The sequence below is a fragment of the Pseudarthrobacter equi genome (assembly GCF_900105535.1).
Classification (GTDB): domain Bacteria; phylum Actinomycetota; class Actinomycetes; order Actinomycetales; family Micrococcaceae; genus Arthrobacter; species Arthrobacter equi.
Map to the genome: position 1 here is coordinate 3,917,219 of NZ_LT629779.1, position 18,148 is coordinate 3,935,366.

The 18,148-nt window shown below is 66.5% G+C and carries 14 protein-coding genes and 1 tRNA gene; 8 read left to right on the plus strand and 7 right to left on the minus strand.

Annotation, left to right across the window (positions count from 1 at the left end):
* Positions 1 to 44 precede the first annotated feature (44 nt).
* From BLT71_RS17840 to BLT71_RS17850, 3 genes are all read left to right on the plus strand, one after another.
* Positions 45 to 1,853 (plus strand): ABC transporter ATP-binding protein, encoded by a 1,809-nt coding sequence (locus BLT71_RS17840; RefSeq protein WP_091722987.1) that lies wholly within the window; start codon positions 45 to 47, stop codon positions 1,851 to 1,853.
* Positions 1,850 to 3,676 (plus strand): ABC transporter ATP-binding protein, encoded by a 1,827-nt coding sequence (locus BLT71_RS17845; protein ID WP_091722989.1) that lies wholly within the window; start codon positions 1,850 to 1,852, stop codon positions 3,674 to 3,676. The genes BLT71_RS17840 and BLT71_RS17845 overlap by 4 nt, the downstream gene beginning before the upstream one ends.
* 69 nt (positions 3,677 to 3,745) lie before the next feature.
* Positions 3,746 to 3,822: transfer RNA gene (locus BLT71_RS17850), tRNA-Pro, on the plus strand.
* 157 nt (positions 3,823 to 3,979) lie between these two features.
* Here BLT71_RS17850 and BLT71_RS17855 read toward each other — a convergent pair.
* Entirely contained in the window at positions 3,980 to 4,204 is a 225-nt protein-coding gene (locus tag BLT71_RS17855; RefSeq protein ID WP_056078631.1) for a hypothetical protein, read from the minus strand.
* A 133-nt stretch (positions 4,205 to 4,337) separates the two neighbouring features.
* Between BLT71_RS17855 and BLT71_RS17860 the strand changes: the two genes are divergently transcribed.
* Positions 4,338 to 5,603 carry a helix-turn-helix domain-containing protein gene (locus tag BLT71_RS17860; RefSeq protein ID WP_091722992.1) on the plus strand — a complete coding sequence of 422 codons (1,266 nt, stop codon included), beginning with the start codon at positions 4,338 to 4,340 and terminating at the stop codon, positions 5,601 to 5,603.
* A 39-nt stretch (positions 5,604 to 5,642) separates the two neighbouring features.
* On the opposite strand, the gene BLT71_RS17865 is transcribed toward BLT71_RS17860, so the two are convergent.
* Entirely contained in the window at positions 5,643 to 6,584 is a 942-nt protein-coding gene (locus BLT71_RS17865; RefSeq protein WP_091722994.1) for a phosphoribosylaminoimidazolesuccinocarboxamide synthase, read from the minus strand.
* 1 nt (position 6,585) lies between these two features.
* Positions 6,586 to 7,902 carry a phosphoribosylamine--glycine ligase gene (gene purD, locus BLT71_RS17870; RefSeq protein ID WP_091722996.1) on the minus strand — a complete coding sequence of 439 codons (1,317 nt, stop codon included), beginning with the start codon at positions 7,900 to 7,902 and terminating at the stop codon, positions 6,586 to 6,588.
* A gap of 96 nt (positions 7,903 to 7,998) precedes the next feature.
* Between purD and BLT71_RS17875 the strand changes: the two genes are divergently transcribed.
* The 3 genes from BLT71_RS17875 to BLT71_RS17885 are packed head-to-tail and all read left to right on the plus strand — an operon-like array spanning position 7,999 to position 11,087.
* A complete protein-coding gene (locus tag BLT71_RS17875; protein ID WP_091722998.1) occupies positions 7,999 to 9,585 on the plus strand; it encodes a molybdopterin-dependent oxidoreductase in 1,587 nt (528 codons plus the stop codon).
* A 47-nt stretch (positions 9,586 to 9,632) separates the two neighbouring features.
* Positions 9,633 to 10,649, plus strand: a complete 1,017-nt coding sequence (locus BLT71_RS17880; RefSeq protein WP_091723001.1) for an asparaginase — start codon at positions 9,633 to 9,635, stop codon at positions 10,647 to 10,649.
* A gap of 60 nt (positions 10,650 to 10,709) precedes the next feature.
* On the plus strand, positions 10,710 to 11,087 hold the full coding sequence (locus tag BLT71_RS17885) for a sterol carrier family protein (RefSeq protein WP_091723004.1): 378 nt from the start codon (positions 10,710 to 10,712) through the stop codon (positions 11,085 to 11,087).
* On the opposite strand, the gene BLT71_RS17890 is transcribed toward BLT71_RS17885, so the two are convergent.
* From BLT71_RS17890 to BLT71_RS17905, 4 genes are all read right to left on the minus strand, one after another.
* Positions 11,084 to 11,740 (minus strand): Pr6Pr family membrane protein, encoded by a 657-nt coding sequence (locus BLT71_RS17890; protein WP_091723007.1) that lies wholly within the window; start codon positions 11,738 to 11,740, stop codon positions 11,084 to 11,086. The two genes, BLT71_RS17885 and BLT71_RS17890, sit on opposite strands and share 4 nt — an antisense overlap.
* Positions 11,741 to 11,774: 34 nt before the next feature.
* Positions 11,775 to 12,530: an SDR family oxidoreductase gene (locus BLT71_RS17895; protein WP_091723009.1), complete on the minus strand. Its 756-nt coding sequence runs from the start codon at positions 12,528 to 12,530 to the stop codon at positions 11,775 to 11,777.
* A gap of 78 nt (positions 12,531 to 12,608) precedes the next feature.
* Positions 12,609 to 13,367, minus strand: a complete 759-nt coding sequence (locus BLT71_RS17900) for an aspartate/glutamate racemase family protein (protein ID WP_091723012.1) — start codon at positions 13,365 to 13,367, stop codon at positions 12,609 to 12,611.
* Between the two features lie 51 nt (positions 13,368 to 13,418).
* Positions 13,419 to 14,987 carry an NCS1 family nucleobase:cation symporter-1 gene (locus BLT71_RS17905; protein WP_091723014.1) on the minus strand — a complete coding sequence of 523 codons (1,569 nt, stop codon included), beginning with the start codon at positions 14,985 to 14,987 and terminating at the stop codon, positions 13,419 to 13,421.
* A gap of 329 nt (positions 14,988 to 15,316) precedes the next feature.
* Here BLT71_RS17905 and aceE point away from each other — a divergent pair, with 329 nt between their 5' ends.
* The gene (aceE, locus tag BLT71_RS17910) at positions 15,317 to 18,082 is read left to right on the plus strand and encodes a pyruvate dehydrogenase (acetyl-transferring), homodimeric type (RefSeq protein ID WP_091723016.1); all 2,766 of its coding nucleotides are present in this window, start codon (positions 15,317 to 15,319) and stop codon (positions 18,080 to 18,082) included.
* Positions 18,083 to 18,148 lie beyond the last annotated feature (66 nt).

The following is an 18,148-nucleotide window of genomic DNA, read 5'->3' on the forward strand; positions in this document are numbered from 1 at the left end:
TTGCTACGGGAAACTACATTCGTTTTAGAGCTTTAGAAGCGGGCATGGCGAAGCAAACTCCATTTTTCAGGTCAATAAGCCGTCTCTACCCCCATGTCCGGCCCATCATCCCCCGGCTGCTGCTCGGGCTCCTCTGCGCATTGATGGCAAGTATCGTGGCCCTCACCATCCCGCAGGTCCTGCGGGTGCTGGTCAACGAATCACTGAAGCCCGGCGGCGCATCCGATGCTGTGTGGATCTCGGCCGGCGTCATCCTGGTCCTCGGTGTGGCAGAAGCGGGCCTGGTGGCGTTGCGCCGCCAGTTCGTCATCAACCCGGCCACCACCGTCGAAACCCGGATGCGGGTGTCCCTCTACGACCACCTGCAGGACCTGACCGTATCGTTCCACGACCGGTGGGGTTCCGGGCAGCTGCTGTCCCGCGCAATGACGGACCTGAACTTCCTCCGCCGCTGGATGGCTTTCGGCGCCATCATGCTGGTGGTCACCACACTGACGGTCATCATCGGCATCGTGGCCATGTTCGCCATGAGCTGGCAGCTGGCCCTGATCTTCCTGGCCGCCGCCGTTCCCATCACCATCAACAGCTTCCGGTTCCGCACCCGGTTCAGCAAAGTTGCACGGCGCAGCCAGGACCAGGCCGGCGACCTTGCCACCACCGTGGAGGAGTCCGTTCACGGCATCCGCGTCCTGAAGGCTTTCGGGCGCAGCCGGGAGGCTCTGGAGAACTTCAACGAGCAGGCGGAGGAACTCCGCCAGACAGAGATCGAAAAGGCCCGCCACCAGGCGACCTTCACCATGGTGGTCACCCTGCTCCCCGAGCTCGCCCTGGGCGCCGGACTGGTGGTAGGCGTCATGCTCTGCGCCAGCGGCCAGCTCAGCATCGGTTCGCTGGTTGCCTTCTTCGCCACGGCAGCCGTCATCGCCTCTCCCGTGGAGTTCTCCGGAATGCTGCTGGCCATGGCGCTCACCGCTAAGACCGCCATCGACCGCCACTACGAGGTGATGGACACGCAGAACACCATCACCAGCCCGCCCCAGCCCCGCACACCCGCCACGCTGGCGGGAACGCTGCGCTTCAACAACGCCTCCTTCGCGTTCGAGGACGCGCCGGACAAACCCATCCTGAAGAACATCAACCTCGAGGTCCGCCCCGGGGAAACCATGGCTCTGGTGGGCATCACCGGCAGCGGCAAGAGCGCCCTGATCCAACTGGTCCCCCGCCTGTACGACGTCAGCGACGGTTCCATCACCATCGACGGCGTGGACCTGAAGGAGTTCGACGTCGGAGAGCTGCGGCGGCTAGTGGGCGTCGCCTTCGAGGACACCACGCTCTTCTCCAATTCGGTCCGGGACAACGTCCTCCTGGGTGCCCGGGAACGGACGGACGACGTCCTGGAGGAGGCCTTGGACGTTGCCCAGGCCCACTTCGCGCACTCCCTGCCCGAGGGCGTGGACACCCTCATCGGCGAGGAAGGGCTCAGCCTCTCCGGCGGCCAGCGCCAGCGGATCGCGCTGGCGCGTGCCATCGCCGCCCGGCCCCGCGTCCTGGTGCTCGATGACCCGCTCTCCGCGCTGGACGTGCACACCGAGGAACTCGTGGAGGCACGCCTCCGGGAGGTCCTGAAGGACACCACCACACTGATCGTGGCGCACCGCCCCTCCACCGTGGCGCTGGCGGACCGGGTGGCCCTGCTGGAGGACGGCCGGATCGCCGCCGTTGGAACACACACCGAGCTGCTGGCAAGCAACGCCCACTACCGCTACGTCATCGCCAGCCTGGACCAGGAGCCGCGGGACCTGGACTCCGAACTGTCGGAGCTCGAGGACCAGGCCGAGGAAGTGACCCGATGAGCACAGCAACGTTCGGTACCGCCAACGAAGACAACGCCCACCTCAGCAAGAGCGACAGCCGCGCAGTACGGCGCCGCTCACTGGCCCTGCTGCGCTCGCTCATACGCCCGGTCCGGGTACGGTTCTGGCTGACCATCGCCATGGTGGTCCTCTCCCAGGCCGCCCGCGTGGCAGGCCCGGCGCTGATCGCCTTCGGCATCGACCGCGCACTGCCCGCCCTGCAGGCCGGAGACAACCTGCCCTTGGTGTTCACCGGCGTCGCGTACCTGCTGGCAGCGGTGGCGACGGCGGGACTCACCGCCCTGTACGTCACCTCCACTGCGCGGCTCAGCCAGGCAATGCTGCTGGACCTGCGGGTGCGCGTTTTCCGGCACACCCAGCGGCTCAGCCTCGAGTTCCACGAGAAGTACACCTCCGGCAGGATCATCGCCCGGCAGACCTCAGACCTCGAGGCCCTTCGCGAACTCCTGGATTCGGGCGTCAGCTCGCTGGCCTCCGGGCTGCTGTTCATGGTGTTCACCGCAGTGACCGTCTTCGCCCTGGACTGGCGCAGCGGCCTGCTGGTCCTTGCAGCCGGGGTGCCGATGTTCTTCCTGGCCCGCTGGTACCAGAAGCACTCGCAGATCGCCTTCCGGGAATCCCGGGTGGTGTCCGCGCGGCTGATCGTGCATTTCGTGGAGACCATGACCGGCATCCGCGCCGTCAAGGCCTTCCGTAAGGAACGCGAGAACGCGGAGACCTACGGGCAGCTGGCCGAGGACTACCGCAAGGTGACGGTCCGTTCCATCAACCTCAACGGCATCTTCCAGCCGGGCCTGGTGCTGATCGGCAACGTATGCGTGGCGGTGGTGCTGCTGTTCGGCGGATTCCGGGTCCTCTCCGGGGACCTCGCCGTCGGCGTCCTGCTGGCCCTGATCCTTTCCACCAAGCGCTTCTTCCAGCCCGTGGACCAGATGGCAATGTTCTACAACTCGTTCCAAAGCGCCCAGGCGGCCCTCGAAAAAGTCTCCGGCCTGCTGGAGGAGGTCCCCACCGTGCGGCCGCCGAAGAATCCGGTGGCCCTGGAAAACGCCCGCGGCGGGATCGACTTCAACGGCGTGGAGTTCCGCTACGGCTCCGGCCCGCTGGTGGTTCCCCGGCTGGACCTGCACATCCCCGCCGGGCAAACCGTGGCCCTGGTGGGCCAGACCGGCGCCGGAAAGTCCACGCTGGCCAAGCTGATCGCCCGCTTCTACGACGTCACGTCAGGGACCCTGACCCTGGACGGGGTGGACCTGCGGGACCTCAGCAGCACGGACCTGCGCCGCAACATCGTCATGGTCACCCAGGAGGCCTTCCTGTTCAGCGGCTCGGTGGCGGACAACATCGCCCTGGGCCGTCCCGAGGCGTCGAGGGACGAAATCGAGGACGCCGCCAAGGCCGTGGGTGCCCACAACTTCATCCTGCAGCTGCCGGAAGGCTACGACACGGACGTCAACAAGCGCGGCGGCCGGGTCTCCTCGGGCCAGCGGCAACTCATCAGTTTCGCCCGGGCGTTTCTGGCCCGGCCTGCGGTGCTGATCCTGGACGAAGCCACCTCGTCCCTGGACATCCCGTCCGAGCGGCTGGTGCAGAGCGGGCTGGCACGGCTCCTGGCAGGCAGCGATTCCGCCGGCAGGACAGCGCTGATCATCGCCCACCGGCTGTCCACCGTGGAAACCGCGGACCGGGTGCTGGTGGTCCATGACGGCCGCATCGTCGAGGACGGCAGCCCGGCGGATCTGATCGGCGGCGGCGGACGTTTTGCGGACCTGCATGGGGCGTGGAAGGACTCACTGGTCTGAAGTCGCCCACGATTTCGCATCGGGACCCAGCATCGGCTATTCTTGTAAAGTTGCTTTTGGGCAACGGATCGGGATGTAGCGCAGCTTGGTAGCGCGCTTCGTTCGGGACGAAGAGGTCGCAGGTTCAAATCCTGTCATCCCGACCACACTGAAAGAGGGTCTCCTTGCGGAGGCCCTCTTTTGCTTTACCTGCCACGTTGCTTAGCGGCGAAGACGCACGAAGCCCGGGCAGGGCCGGGTTAAAGGAAACAGCCCCGGAGCAATGCTCCGGGGCTGTCCTCGCCTCCTTGGTTGAGGAAGCTGTTACATCGGGTCCGGCCAGTTGCCAACGTACGTGGTGTACGTGGTACCGGAGGTGTCCTTCTTGGTGTCCTTGACCTTCTTGGACATCGGGTCCGGCCAGTTGCCAACGGCTACCGAAGTACCGGTGGAATCAGCAATGGAACCGGCGGACAGTACGGCCGGAGCCGCAGCAGAAAAAGCAAGGGCACCGGCCAGCGCAGCCGCTGTTGCGATCTTCTTCAACATAAATAGGTTCCTCAATACGAGTCGGATTCGTTACAAAGCCAGCACTGTCCTTGTTGACATACATTGTAAAATGTTTTCCACAGGGACTGTCAAGCATTTGGTGGAAAGACTGTCCGGAAGAGGAGGAAACGCCGTGGGCAACGGATTCGGGGAGAAGCTCCGCGCGGAGCGTCTCGAACGGGGGTTGACGCAGGCTGAACTGGGCAAGGACCTGTATTCACCCAGCTACATCTCACTGCTCGAAACCGGCCGGAGGGAACCCACGGCCGAAGTGATCGAGGAGCTGGCACGCAGGCTGGAGCTGGCACCCAAGGCACTGGAAGCCTGGAGCCAGCCCATCTCGGTAAGCGACGCCGAATACGTCCTGGCCGGCCTGTACGCCCGGCAGGCCTGGGACCTGCGGGATTACCCGCTCGCCGCCAGCCACGCCGCCACGGCCGCGCAGATCGCGCTGGACGGCAGGAACACCAGCGCCTGGTGGAACATGACTTACATGCAGGCCGAATGCCTGATCAAGCAGGGCAACTGGCAGGAATGCCAGCGCATCATGCAGCACCTCCTGGAACACCCCATGGCCACCGAATCGGCCGGGCTCGCTGTCCGCGCCCGCCAGATGCTCGCCGGCATCTGCCAGGGCCAGGGCCAGCTCGGCGCCGCGGTGGACCACGCCCTGGAGGCCGTCAAACTCTGCGCGCAGCTGCCCAAGGGTTCCACCCTCATCATCGGCGCACACCGGGCCCTGATCGGCGCCCTGGCCGAAAGCGGCCGCCTGGATGAGGCCTGGAAGTACTGCCAGGACATGAACGACCATGTGGACGAACACTCCATGTCGCAGCTGGCCGGTGAGGTCGCCTGGGTGATCGGCAACGTGGCCTTCATGCGCCACGACTACCAGGAGGGCATCAAGCACCACGAGCGCGCGGCACGCCTGCTCTCCCCCGCCAACGACATCGAACTGTGGGCACGGTTCAACAAGGCCTCCGCCGCGGTACGGCTCTCCTCGGGGATCGTGGAACCGGAAACCCTGTCATCCATCGAGCGGGCCGAGCTGGCCCTGTCCATCGTGGGCGGCAACAAGTCGGATCAGCTTGAGGTAGCCTTCATCCGCGCCCGGTGGCTGTACCTGACCGGGGACATTGTGGCCGCCGTCGAAAAGCTCCGCGAAATCCATGCCGAGCGGGCCTCACTGGCCAAACACACGGCAGGCGAGGTTTCGCTGCTGCTGGGCAAGTCCCTCAAGGCCGCCGGTGAGTCGGAAGAGGCGCTGATCCACCTCCAGGAAGCGCAGAAGGCCTTCAGTGCAGCAGGTGCGGCGGACCGCGTCCAGCAGGCACTGGACGCGGTCCTGGAGATCAAGCTGGCCCAACGGCGCGCCGCCAACGCTGCGAAGGCCAGCTAGCGCAGCAGCACCAAGCCGGAGCGGGCAGCCGGGGCCCGGTCAGGCGAAGGTCTTGCCCGTGATCTTCTCGTACGCCTCGACGTAACGGCTGCGGGTGCGCTCCACCACTTCAGCCGGAAGTGCGGGCGGCGGCGTATCCGAGGCCCGGTCCCAGCCGGATTCGGCGGACGTCAGCCAGTCCCGGACATACTGCTTGTCGTAGGACGGCTGGGCCTGCCCCGGCTGGTAGGTGCCGGCGTCCCAGAACCGTGAGGAGTCCGGCGTCAGGACCTCGTCACCCAGCGTGATGGAACCGGAGACGGCGTCATAGCCGAATTCCACCTTGGTGTCGGCCAGGATGATGCCACGCTCGCGGGCAATCTTTTCCGCGGTGGTGTAGATCTTCAGCGTCAGTTCGCTCAGGCGGGCCGCAATGTCATCCCCCACCAGCGCCACGACGGCGTCGTAGGTGATGTTTTCGTCGTGCTCGCCAACAGCTGCCTTTGCCGACGGAGTGAAGATGGCATGCTCCAGCCGGGAACCGTCCACCAGGCCGTCCGGCAGCGGGATGTTGCAGACGGTGCCGGACGCCCGGTATTCGAGCAGCCCGGATCCGGTGAGGTAGCCGCGGGCGATGCACTCCACCGGGAACATGTCCAGCTTCTTGCAGATCATGGCACGGCCCTCGACTTCGGCGGGGACCCCTTCTTCGACGGTGGAGCCCAGGACGTGGTGCTCCACGCCCAGCTGGTCGAACCACCACAGGCTCAGCTGGGTGAGGATGCGGCCCTTGTCCGGGATCTCGCTGGAGAGCACATGGTCGTAGGCGCTGATCCGGTCGCTGGCCACCACCAGCACACAGTCCTGGCCCACGCGCTCCTTGACGGACTCGTCGGCGGGCTCATACAGGTCGCGGACCTTGCCGGAATAGACGTGGGTCCAGCCCGGCAGGTCCAGGGTGCCGGCGCTGCTGAAGCCGCGGGATGCGGGAGTTTCGCTCATGCTAGGCCTTCGCTTTCGTGATGGGCAGCGCACCCGTGGCGGCGTACGGCACCTTGATTTCGCCACGGGCGGCCTTGCGGCCGATGTCGCTGCGGAACTGTCCGCCGTCCAGCTGGACCAGTTCCACGCCGTCGTAGGCGCGTTCGCGCGCCTCCACCAGGTCGCTGCCCAGGGCGACCACCGCCAGGACGCGGCCGCCGGCGGAAACTACCTTGCCGTCGTCGTCCAATGCCGTTCCCGCATGGATGACGTGTACGCCGTCCAGCGTCTCGGCCTTCTTGAGGCCGCGGATCCGGTCCCCGGTGCGCGGAGTGTCCGGGTAGTTTTCGGACGCGACCACGACGGCGACGGCGGTGTCCTTGGACCAGCGCAGCTCTTCGGCGGTCTCCAGTTCGCCCTTGGCGGCGGAGAGGAGCAGGGAGCCCAGCGGCGTCTTGAGCCGTGCCAGGACGGCCTGGGTCTCGGGGTCGCCGAAGCGGACGTTGAATTCGATGACCCGCGTGCCGCGGGAGGTCAGGGCCAGGCCAACGAACAGGACGCCCACAAAAGGCGTGCCGCGGCGGGCCATTTCGTTGACGGTGGGCTGGGCCACCCGGTCGATGACTTCCTGGACGAGGCCTTCGGGGGCCCACTCAAGCGGGGTGTAGGCGCCCATGCCCCCGGTGTTGGGGCCTTCGTCATTGTCGAAGATGCGCTTGAAGTCCTGGGCGGGCGAAAGTGCCACGGTGTTGTGCCCGTCGCAGAGGACGAAGAGCGATACCTCGGGGCCGTCGAGGAATTCCTCGATCACCACCGACCCGCCGGCGTCGAAGCAGGACTGGGCGTGGGCCAGGGCTTCCTCGCGGTTGCGTGTGACCACCACGCCCTTGCCGGCGGCGAGGCCGTCGTCCTTGACCACGTAGGGGGCACCGAAGGTGTCCAGTGCGGACGCGGCCTCTTCGGCGTTGGTGGCCACCAGGGCCATGGCCGTGGGCACACCTGCCTCGGCCATGATCTCCTTGGCGAACGCCTTGGACGCTTCCAGCTGCGCGGCGGCCTTACTGGGGCCGAACACGGGAATGCCCGCCTCACGGACAGCATCGGACACGCCTGCGGCCAGCGGCGCTTCGGGTCCCACCACCACGAGGTCGACGGCCAGCTTGGTGGCCAGCCTCGCGACGGCGTCCGGATCGTTGCCGTTGATCTTGTACGTGGGGACCAGCTTGCTGATGCCGGCGTTACCGGGCGCTGCGTGGACCTCGGACACGTTGGGGTCGGCGAGCAGGGAGCGGACAATGGCGTGTTCGCGGCCTCCGGGGCCGATGACGAGTACCTTCACAGTCTCCAAGGGTACTTTGTGGACCCTGCCCGCTCCTAAGCTGTGTCCTTGCCGCCCGCTGCCATCCGCAGGCCTGTCCCGCTCCGAACACCTGCCATGACAACGCTACGGAACCGCCTCACTGGACCCGCTCCCCTGGCTGCGCTGGCAGGTGTGGTGGCTGCCGCCGTCGTACTGGCCGTGGCGGAGCTGCTCGGCGCCTTCTTCACCGCCCGCGCCACACCGCTCTTTGCACTGGGCTCCACGTTCATCGATTTCACCCCGGGGTGGCTGAAGGACTTCGCCATCGCCACGTTCGGCACCAATGACAAGGCGGCCCTGTTCGTCGGCATGGGCCTGACCATCACCGTCCTGGCCTGCGTCCTGGGTGTCGTGGCATACCGGAAGTGGGCGTTGGGCGTCCTGGGCGTCCTGTTCATGGGCGCCGTGATCGTAGCGTGCGTGGTGACGCGGGCGGGTGTTTCGGCCGCTGATGCCATCCCCGCGGTCCTCGGGACCCTCGCGGGTGTGGCCGTGCTCCGTTTCCTGGTGAACCGGGTGCAGGCCCTGAAGGCCTGGCCCGAGGCGCCTGCAGACCTGGCGGACGACGCCGATGCACGGGTTGGGAGCGCAGGCAGCAGCCGCCGGAGGTTCTTCGCCGCGGCCGGAATCACCGCTGTTGCGGCCGGCGTCGCGGCCACGGGCGGCCGGCTGCTCGGCGCCGCACGCAGCAACATCGCCAAGGCACGGGACGCGCTCCAGCTCCCCGCGCCAGCCACGGCTGCCCCTGCCATTCCCGCCGGCGTCCAGTCCCCCGTGGACGGTGCGCCGCCGTGGGTGACCCCCAACAACGACTTCTACCGCATCGACACTGCCCTGAGCGTTCCCGAGATCAATGCCGACGACTGGGAACTGCGGGTCCATGGCCTGGTGGAGGAAGAGGTGCGCCTGACGTTCCAGGACCTGCTCGACGCCGACCTGATCGAATCGCATGTAACCCTCACCTGCGTCTCGAACCCGGTGGGCGGAAACCTGGCGGGCAACGCGAAGTGGCTGGGACTGCCGCTCCGGGAGGTGCTGAAGCGGGCCAAGCCCAAGGACGGCGCTGACATGGTCCTCTCCACCTCCATCGACGGCTTCAGTGCGTCCACGCCCCTGGAAGTACTGCAGGACGGCCGGGACGCCATGCTGGCCATCGGCATGAACGGCGAGCCGCTGCCCCTGGAGCACGGCTACCCGGTGCGGATGGTGGTGCCGGGCCTGTACGGGTTCGTCTCCGCCACCAAGTGGGTGGTGGACCTGGAAGTCACCCGGTTCGCGGACAGCAAGGCGTACTGGACCGAACGCGGCTGGTCCGAACGCGGGCCCATCAAGACCATGGCACGGGTTGACGTGCCCAAGTCCTTCGCCAAGGTCCCCGCCGGAAAGGTTGCCGTGGGCGGGACTGCCTGGGCCCAGACCCGGGGCATTACCAAAGTGGAAATCCAGATCGACAACGCGGACTGGGTGGAGGCCACACTGTCCACCGAAGCATCGCTGGTGACCTGGCGGCAGTGGTCCTACGAATGGGACGCCACGAAGGGCCCCCACTACATCAAGGTCCGCGCCACGGACGGCACAGGCGAGGTGCAGACCGAGCAGCGCGCGGACCCCGTCCCTGACGGCGCCTCGGGCTGGCAGTCCGTAATGGTCACGGTGGAGTGACGCCGCGTCGGCCGGTCCGGCCCGGGGGTTCCCCCTAGACTGGCAGCATGCCGCACAATCCCCACGCCACCTTTACCGTGGACTCCGCCGTCGAACTGGCCGTAATCGAGCGCAGCGGCTTCGTGGAGTCCCGGCACATCGGCTCGGCAGTCCTTCTTTCCGCTGACGGATCCGTGGTGACGGAGCTGGGCGACATCAACACCCCCATCTACGCGCGGTCTGCCCTCAAGCCGTTCCAGGCCCTGGCCTCCATGCAGTCCGGCGTCCCGCTGCGGGGAGCCCAGGTGGCCGTTGCCTGCGGCAGCCACACGGGCTCACTGGACCATATGGACGTGGTGGCGGGAATGCTGAAGGCCGCCGGGGTGCGGGAGGACCAGCTGCAGTGCCCCGAAGCATGGCCGCAGGACGAAACGGCGCGCAACTGGCTGGTCCGCTCCGAGAAGGGCAAATCCCGGCTCGCCTTCAACTGTTCCGGCAAGCACGCCGCGTTCCTCTGGGCCTGCACCGAAAACGGCTGGGACACGCACAGCTACCTTGAGCCGAACCACCCGCTGCAGCAGCGCGTGCGGAGCGTCATCGAGGAATACACCGGCGAGAAGATCGCGCATCTGGGCATCGACGGCTGCGGCGCACCGGTGGCGGCCCTGTCCCTGAAGGGACTGGCGCGGGGGTATTCCCTCCTGGCCAAGGCCCCCGGCGACCAAAGCTCCAACGCCCGCGCCGCCACCATTGCCACGTCCATGCTCGATTACCCGTGGGCGGTGCAGGGCCGGGGCGAGGCCAACACCCTGGTGATGGATGAGCTGGAGGTCATTGCCAAGATCGGCGCCGAGGGCGTGCTCGCCATGGCCACCCCGCAGGGTGTCTCGGTGGCCGTCAAGATCCTCGACGGGAACCTTCGTGCCACCTCCCTGGTGGCGCTGACGCTGCTGGCCGCTGCAGGCGCCGTGGAAATCCCGGGTGTGGCCAGCGTCCTCGAAAAGGTGGTGGACCCCGTGCTGGGCGGCGGCCGTCCCGTGGGCAGGATCCGCCTGGGCCCCGCGGTTTCCGCTCTCCTGGACTGACCGACGCCGCGCTGACCGACCCGCATTGATCGAACCGCCACCGGAACTAAGGATGGAACCATGGCAACCGCCCGCCGCCGCGTCGACGTGAAGGAAGGCAAAGCGGCCCTGGACGCGTGGCTGGAAGCGGCCCGGTCGCCGTCGGACGCTCCCCTCCCGCGGACCGTCCTGGCCACTGCCGTGCGCTACACCCTGGAGGAAGTCACCGCCCGCGCGCCGGGCAACTCCGTGGAGGTCCGGGTGCCGCCCTTCGGCGTCAGCCAATGCGTGGAAGGGCCGCGGCACACCCGCGGCACACCGCCGAACGTCATAGAGTGCGACGCCGCCACCTGGCTTGCGATGGCCACCGGCGGGCTTGCCTGGGCGGACGCTGTCGGGGCTGGCAAGGTGGCCGCGTCAGGTCTCCGCGCAGACCTGTCGGGCCTCCTGCCGCTCTAGGGCTGCGCCTGCTGTTCCACTGGGACACTCGCGGGATGCGGCACCGAATTCTGCAACCGGGTGGACAGCGCGGCCACGGCCGCGAAGGCAAAGGCTCCGACGGCAATCAGCAGGGACATCACCGCAACAGTGCCGTAGCCGGAACTCCGCGGATCCAGGAACGGGTAGGAATACCAGCCCACCAACGGGCCGCGGAGCAGGCTGTAGACGAGGTACAGCAGCGGAAACGCCAGCCACACCAGGGAGGTCCGGACAGGGATCCGTTCCCTGGGCAGGTCCACCAGCCAGTCGATCACCATCACGGTGGGCACGGTGTAGTGCAGGACCACGTTGACCCACGGGATGGGGGTGTTGACGTCGATGTCGCTCAACAGGAGGCTGTAGGTGATGCCGGTGATGGTCATGTACACGGTGGCGGCACCGCGGAGGAGCTCCAGCCAGCGCGGGCTGGCGCCCTGCCAGGCGTACCAGCCGGCGATGCCCAGGGTCACGAAGGCGATGATGTTGGACTCGATGGTGAAGTAGCTGAAGTAGTTTCCGGCACTGGCTCCCGGAACGTTCTGCACCAGGTGCAGGAACTGGAAGAGCACCGCCACGAACCCCAGCAATGCGAACCAGAATCGGAAAAGAGCAAGCCCCCTGTTTGCGGTCATGTGCTGAGCATAGCCGCGGGGAGGCCCGGGCCGGTCAGCCGCGGCCGATGAAGGGCATGCCCGCGGCCGTCACCACCACGGAGCCGACGCTGGCCGACGCCGGCATGTTGGCCATCATCAGTACCGCACGGGCCGCGTCCGCCACCGGAAAGGTCGGTTCCACCCGGCGGGTTCCGTCGGCCTGCAGCGCACCGGAGCCCACGCCGATGGTGTCCATAATCTCCGTGCTGGTGTTGCCGATATCGATCTGCCCGCAGGTGATCCCGAACCCGCGTCCGTCCAGTTCGATGCTCTTGGTCAGGCCCGTCATGGCGTGTTTGGTCACCGTGTAGGCGACGGTCCGCGGCCGGGGCGAGTGGGCCGCGATGGACCCGTTGTTGATGATCCGGCCGCCCTGAGGTTCCTGGGCCTTCATGGCACGCACCGCGGCCGCCGCGCACAGCATGGACCCTGTCAGGTTTACGGCCACGGTGGCGTTCCAGTCGTCCACGCTGATCTCGTCCACGCTCGCGGCGGGGCCAAACACGCCGGCGTTGTTGAACAGGACGTCCACGCGGCCCCACCGTTGCAGGGCGGCGGCGAAGAGGCGTTCGACGTCGTCCGGCCGGGAGACGTCACACGCCACCACGAACGCGCCGGGATGGTCTGCCGCGGTTTCCTTGAGCGGAGTTTCCCGCCGGCCGGCAAGGACCACCCGGTACCCGTCGGCCAGCATCTGGCGTGCCACCTCCCGCCCGATGCCGGAGCCGGCGCCGGTGACGACGGCCACCCGCCCTTCGGAGTGGGACATGCTCACGTGTGCTCCTCGTTCTACGGCTGGTTGTTCTGCGGCTGGTTGTTCTGCAGCTGGTTGTCCTGCAGCCGGGTCCTACGGCCGTGTGTTCTGCAGCTGTGCTGCCGTTCCGGCGCTGTTCAGCGGCCAGCCTATGACGGTCTTGGGCCGGGGCGCAGCGTAGGTCCGGATCTTGGAGGTGGACAGCCGCATCCGCACCAGCGACTCCGCGATGGTGACGGCCGAGGCCACGCCGTCCACCACGGGAACCCCTGCGCGCTGCCGGATCTGCTCATCCAGGCCGGCCATCCCGCCGCAGCCCAGGACAATCACCTCAGCTTTGTCCTGGGTGACGGCCCGCATGGCCTCGCCGACGATCGCCTCCACGGCCCGCTCCGGCTCTTCCTCAAGTTCCAGTACCGCCATGCCGCTCGCCCGGACCGAGGCGCAACGGGCGTCCAGGCCGGCGAGCTTGAGCCGGTCCTCGATGAGCGGTACGGCGCGGTCCAGGGTGGTCACCACGGAGTACTTGTGGCCCAGGAACATGGCGGTGCTGGCCGCGGCCTCCGTTATGTCCACCACCGGGACGTCCAGGAGTTCCTGCAGCCCTTCCCGGCCGTGCTCGCCGTAGCCGGCCTGGACCACCGCATCGAACGGCTCCGGGTAGGACGTCACCGCGTCCATAACGGCGATGGCCGCCAGGTAGCTTTCGAAGTTTCCCTCACAGGAGTCGGCGCCGAAGCGGGGCGTGATGCCCACGATCTCCGTGCCCGGCGCGGCAACCGCACGGGCAGAGGCGGCGATGGATTCGGTCATGGACTCGGTGGTGTTGACGTTGGCAACGAGGATGCGCATGGTGTTTCCTTTGCGGGGCTGCGGCGGTGGGCGCCGGTGGGTGGACCCTGGTCAGTGGGTGCTGGCGACGGCGATGGACTCGCCGTCGCGGTCTTCCAGCCGTTGCGTCCGGTCGGCAGCGAAGTAGTACACCACTGCGGCGATGCTGGCCGCGAAGAACCAGGCGAAGGGCGCCACGGCGGCCAGCGCCGGAACAAAGGCGATGCATAGGGCCACGACGGCGGCCGGCACCATGGCGGTGATGGCCCGCGGGTTGACGCCGTTGCGGTAGAAGTAGGCGCCGTCGGGTGAAGCTGTGTAAAGCTCCGGAACGTTGACCTTGCCGCGGCGGATCAGCCAGTAGTCGGCCATGACCACGCCGAACAGCGGGCCGAGCAGCGCACCGAGGCCGCCCAGGAAGTAGAGGATGACCAGGGGGTTGTTGTAGAGGTTCCAGGGCAGGATCACCAGGCCGATGACGGCGCTGACGACGGCGGCCCGGCGGAAGTTGAGCCGCGTGGGGAACAGGTTGGTCAGGGCGTACACGGGGGCTACGAAGTTGGCCATCAGGTTGACTGCGATGGTGAGGATCAACAGGGCCAGGCAGGCCAGGACCAGGAAGAGCGTGTTCGGGATGGTCTGGACGATGTCCGACGGGCTCTGGATGATGGTGCCGTTGATCTTGAACTGGCCGCCGGCCATGACCACCACGATGGCACCGAAGAGCAGCATATTGATGGGGATGCCCCAGAAGTTGCCCCGCACCACTGCGTTCTTGGAGACGGCGGACCGGGTGAAGTCGCAGAAGTTCAGCACGAACGTGCCGTAGATGGATACCCAGAGGGCACCGCCGGCGAAGATGGTCCGCCACATGTCCAGCCCTTCCAGGGCGTTGTTCGATGACCAGGCGATGGACCCGCCCGCTTCCATGAAAATCCAGATGGCCATGGCTGCCATGGTGGCCAGGATGACGGGCCCGGCGAAGGCTTCGTACTTGCGGATCATCTCCATGCCGAAGCTCACGATGACCAGCTGCACCACCCAGAGGACCAGGAACGCGGCCCAGCCAAGGGTGGACAGCCCCAGGATGGAGTCTTTATCCAGGTCGGCCAAAGCGGGGAACATGGCCACGAGCATTACGCGGAACACGACGGAGGCAAGGTACGTCTGGATGCCGAACCAGGCCACAGCGACCGCGCCGCGGAGGAGGCTGGCGATCTGGGCTCCCCTGATGCCGAAGCTGATCCGGCTCATCACCGGGAAGGGGACGCCGGTCTTGACGCCCATGAAGCCCGAGAGTGTAAGCAGTCCGAACAGCAGCGCCGCTCCGATGCCCAGTGCCAGGAGGATCTGCCAACCACCGAGGCCGAGGGCGAACAGGCCGATGGCGAAGGCGTAGTTTCCGAGGCTGTGCACATCGTTGGCCCACAGCGTGAAGATGCTGTAGCTGGTCCAGCTGCGGCCTTCACGCTTGGTGGGGGCAAGGTCCACGTTGTAGAGGGTGGGGCTGATGCTCTTGCCTGATGCTGCGCTTGCTGCGTCGCACAGGTCGTCAACGCTGACGGACGGATGGGTGGGAGCAACTGACGGCGCTGTCAGGTCCTGGGCCGCGTCAACGCCCGCCGAAGGAGGGGTCTTCATAAGGGGGTCTCAATTCGTTGGGGCTTCCGGGGTGGTGAGACCGACCTGGGAATCAGCGCTGCTGGCCCCTGTCGTTTCTGTTATTCCACTCTGCGGAATCGAGATATTGAATAGTGAAAACCAGCGTATGACCTGGGTCACGTACCGTCAAGGCAATGCCGCCCGCGCGAACAGTCACAAATGGTTGGCAAGGCCCCAGCCGCGGCCATAGGTGGAAGTGGCGGGCGGCCGCATTGACCGGACCCTCACCTCGCGGATAATCTCGTCATACAGAAATGTTTTCTCACAATACGAAAACATGGGCCATTCGAAGATGAAAAGAGGCTCCCGTGGCTGCAGGAGAAGATACCTCCCATATCCTCAGCGGGTTGACTGACCAGCTGCCTGATCGTGATCCGGAAGAGACTGCGGAGTGGGTTGAGTCCCTGGATGCGTTGATCCGGGAACAGGGTACCGAGCGTGCCCAGTACATTATGCGGAGCCTGCTGCAGCGTGCGGGCGCGCAGAGTGTCGGGGTGCCGATGGTGACCACCACCGATTACGTGAACACGATCCCCGTGGACCAGGAAGCACCGTTCCCGGGCAACGAGGAGTACGAGCGCCGGTACCGGGCGTACATGCGGTGGAACGCCGCGGTCATGGTGCACCGGGCGCAGCGGCCCGAGATCGGGGTGGGTGGGCATATCTCCACCTACGCCGGTGCTGCGACCCTGTACGAGGTCGGCTTCAACCACTTCTTCCGCGGCAAGGACGCCCCCGGCGGCGGGGACCAGGTCTTCTTCCAGGGCCACGCCTCCCCCGGCATGTACGCCCGGGCGTTCATGGAAGGCCGCCTCACGGAGGAGGACCTGGACGGGTTCCGGCAGGAAAAGTCCCGGGCCGGCCACGCGCTGTCCTCCTACCCGCACCCGCGCCTGATGCCGGACTTCTGGGAATTCCCCACCGTGTCCATGGGTATCGGCCCGATGAACGCGATCTACCAGGCCCAGTCCAACCGGTACCTGCACAACCGCGGCCTGAAAGACACCTCCGACCAGCAGGTCTGGGCGTTCCTGGGCGACGGCGAAATGGACGAGCCCGAGTCCCGAGGCCTGCTCCAGCTCGCCGCGAACGAGAACCTGGACAACCTGAACTTCGTGATCAACTGCAACCTCCAGCGCCTCGACGGGCCGGTCCGGGGCAACGGGAAGATCATGCAGGAACTCGAAGCGTTCTTCCGCGGCGCGGGCTGGAACGTGATCAAGGTCGTCTGGGGCCGGGAATGGGATGACCTCCTCACCCAGGACACCAACGGGTCCCTGGTGAAGATCATGAACGAAACCCCCGACGGGGACTACCAGACCTACAAGGCCGAATCCGGCGGGTTCGTCCGCGAACACTTCTTCGGCAAGGACCCCGCCACCAAAGACATGGTCGCGGACCTCACCGATGACCAGATCTGGAACCTCAAACGCGGCGGCCACGACTACCGCAAGGTCTACGCAGCCTACAAAGCCGCCACCGAATTCAAAGGCAAACCCACCGTCATCCTCGCCAAAACCGTCAAAGGCTACGGACTCGGACCCAGGTTTGAAGGCCGGAATGCCACGCATCAGATGAAGAAGCTGACGGTGGAGGACCTCAAGGACTTCCGGGATTACCTCCGCATCCCTGTGTCGGATGAGCAACTGGATGCCGATCCTTACCGTCCTCCCTATTACCACCCGGGTGCCGATGCACCCGAAATCGCCTACCTCCATGAACGCCGGAGGGCCCTTGGCGGGTCGGTTCCGGAACGCCGTTCACAGCATGGGGCCGTCGAGCTGCCGGACGCCAAGTCCTACGATTCGGCCAAGCGAGGTTCCGGGAAACAGCAGGCCGCCACCACCATGGCCTTCGTGCGCCTGCTCAAGGACCTCCTCCGCGACAAGAAGTTCGGGGACCGGATTGTGCCCATCGTGCCGGACGAATCCCGTACGTTCGGCATGGATGCGTTCTTCCCGACGGCGAAGATCTACAACCCCAAGGGCCAGAACTACCTCTCCGTGGACCGCGACCTCGTCCTGGCCTACAAGGAATCCCCCGCCGGCCAGCTCATCCACCCCGGCATCAACGAAGCCGGCGCCGTGGCAGCCTTCACCGCCGCCGGCACCGCCTACGCCACCCACGGCGTACCGCTGATCCCGGTCTACGTGTTCTACTCCATGTTCGGCTTCCAGCGCACCGGCGACGCCTTCTGGGCAGCAGCGGACCAAATGACCCGGGGCTTCATCATCGGCGCCACCGCAGGACGGACCACCCTCACCGGCGAAGGCCTCCAGCACGCCGACGGACACTCCCCCCTGCTGGCATCGACGAACCCGGCAGTGGTCACCTACGACCCCGCCTACGGCTACGAAATGGGCCACATCATCCGCGACGGCCTCGAACGCATGTATGGGGAGGCCGCAAGCGGCGAAGGCACCGGAACGGCGTCGGATAAAAACCTCATGTACTACCTCACGGTCTACAACGAGCCCATCGTGCAGCCCGCCGAGCCGGAAAACCTGGATGTGCAGGGTGTGCTGGGCGGTATCCACCGGGTTTCGGCGTCGGGCGTTGAAGGACCCAAGGCGCAGATCCTTGCTTCCGGCGTGTCAGTGCCCTGGGCCATCGAGGCCCAGCGCATCCTGGCCGAAGACTGGTCCGTCTCCGCCGACGTCTGGTCTGTCACCTCCTGGAACGAGCTCCGACGCGACGGACTCGCCGCCGAAGAAGAAGCCTTCCTCAACCCCGAACAACCCGCCCGGGTCCCGTTCGTCACCCAACAACTCGAAGGCGCCACCGGCCCCGTCGTCGCCGTCTCCGACTACATGAAAGCCGTCCCCGACCAGATCCGCCAATTCGTCCCCAACGAATACGCCACCCTCGGCGCCGACGGCTTCGGCTTCTCCGACACCCGCGCAGCAGCCCGCCGCTACTTCAAAAACGACACCCACTCCATCGTGGTGAAGGCGCTGCAAATGCTCGCAGCCAGGGGTGACGTTGAGGCGGGTGCGCCTGCCTACGCCATGGACCGGTACAAGCTCCTGGACGTCACCGCCGGCACCACCGGCGGTGTGGGCGGCGACGCCTGACAATGCAGTGCCTGATGGACATCAAGGCGGCTGGGACAGTTTCCGAGGGAACTGCTCCGGCCGCCT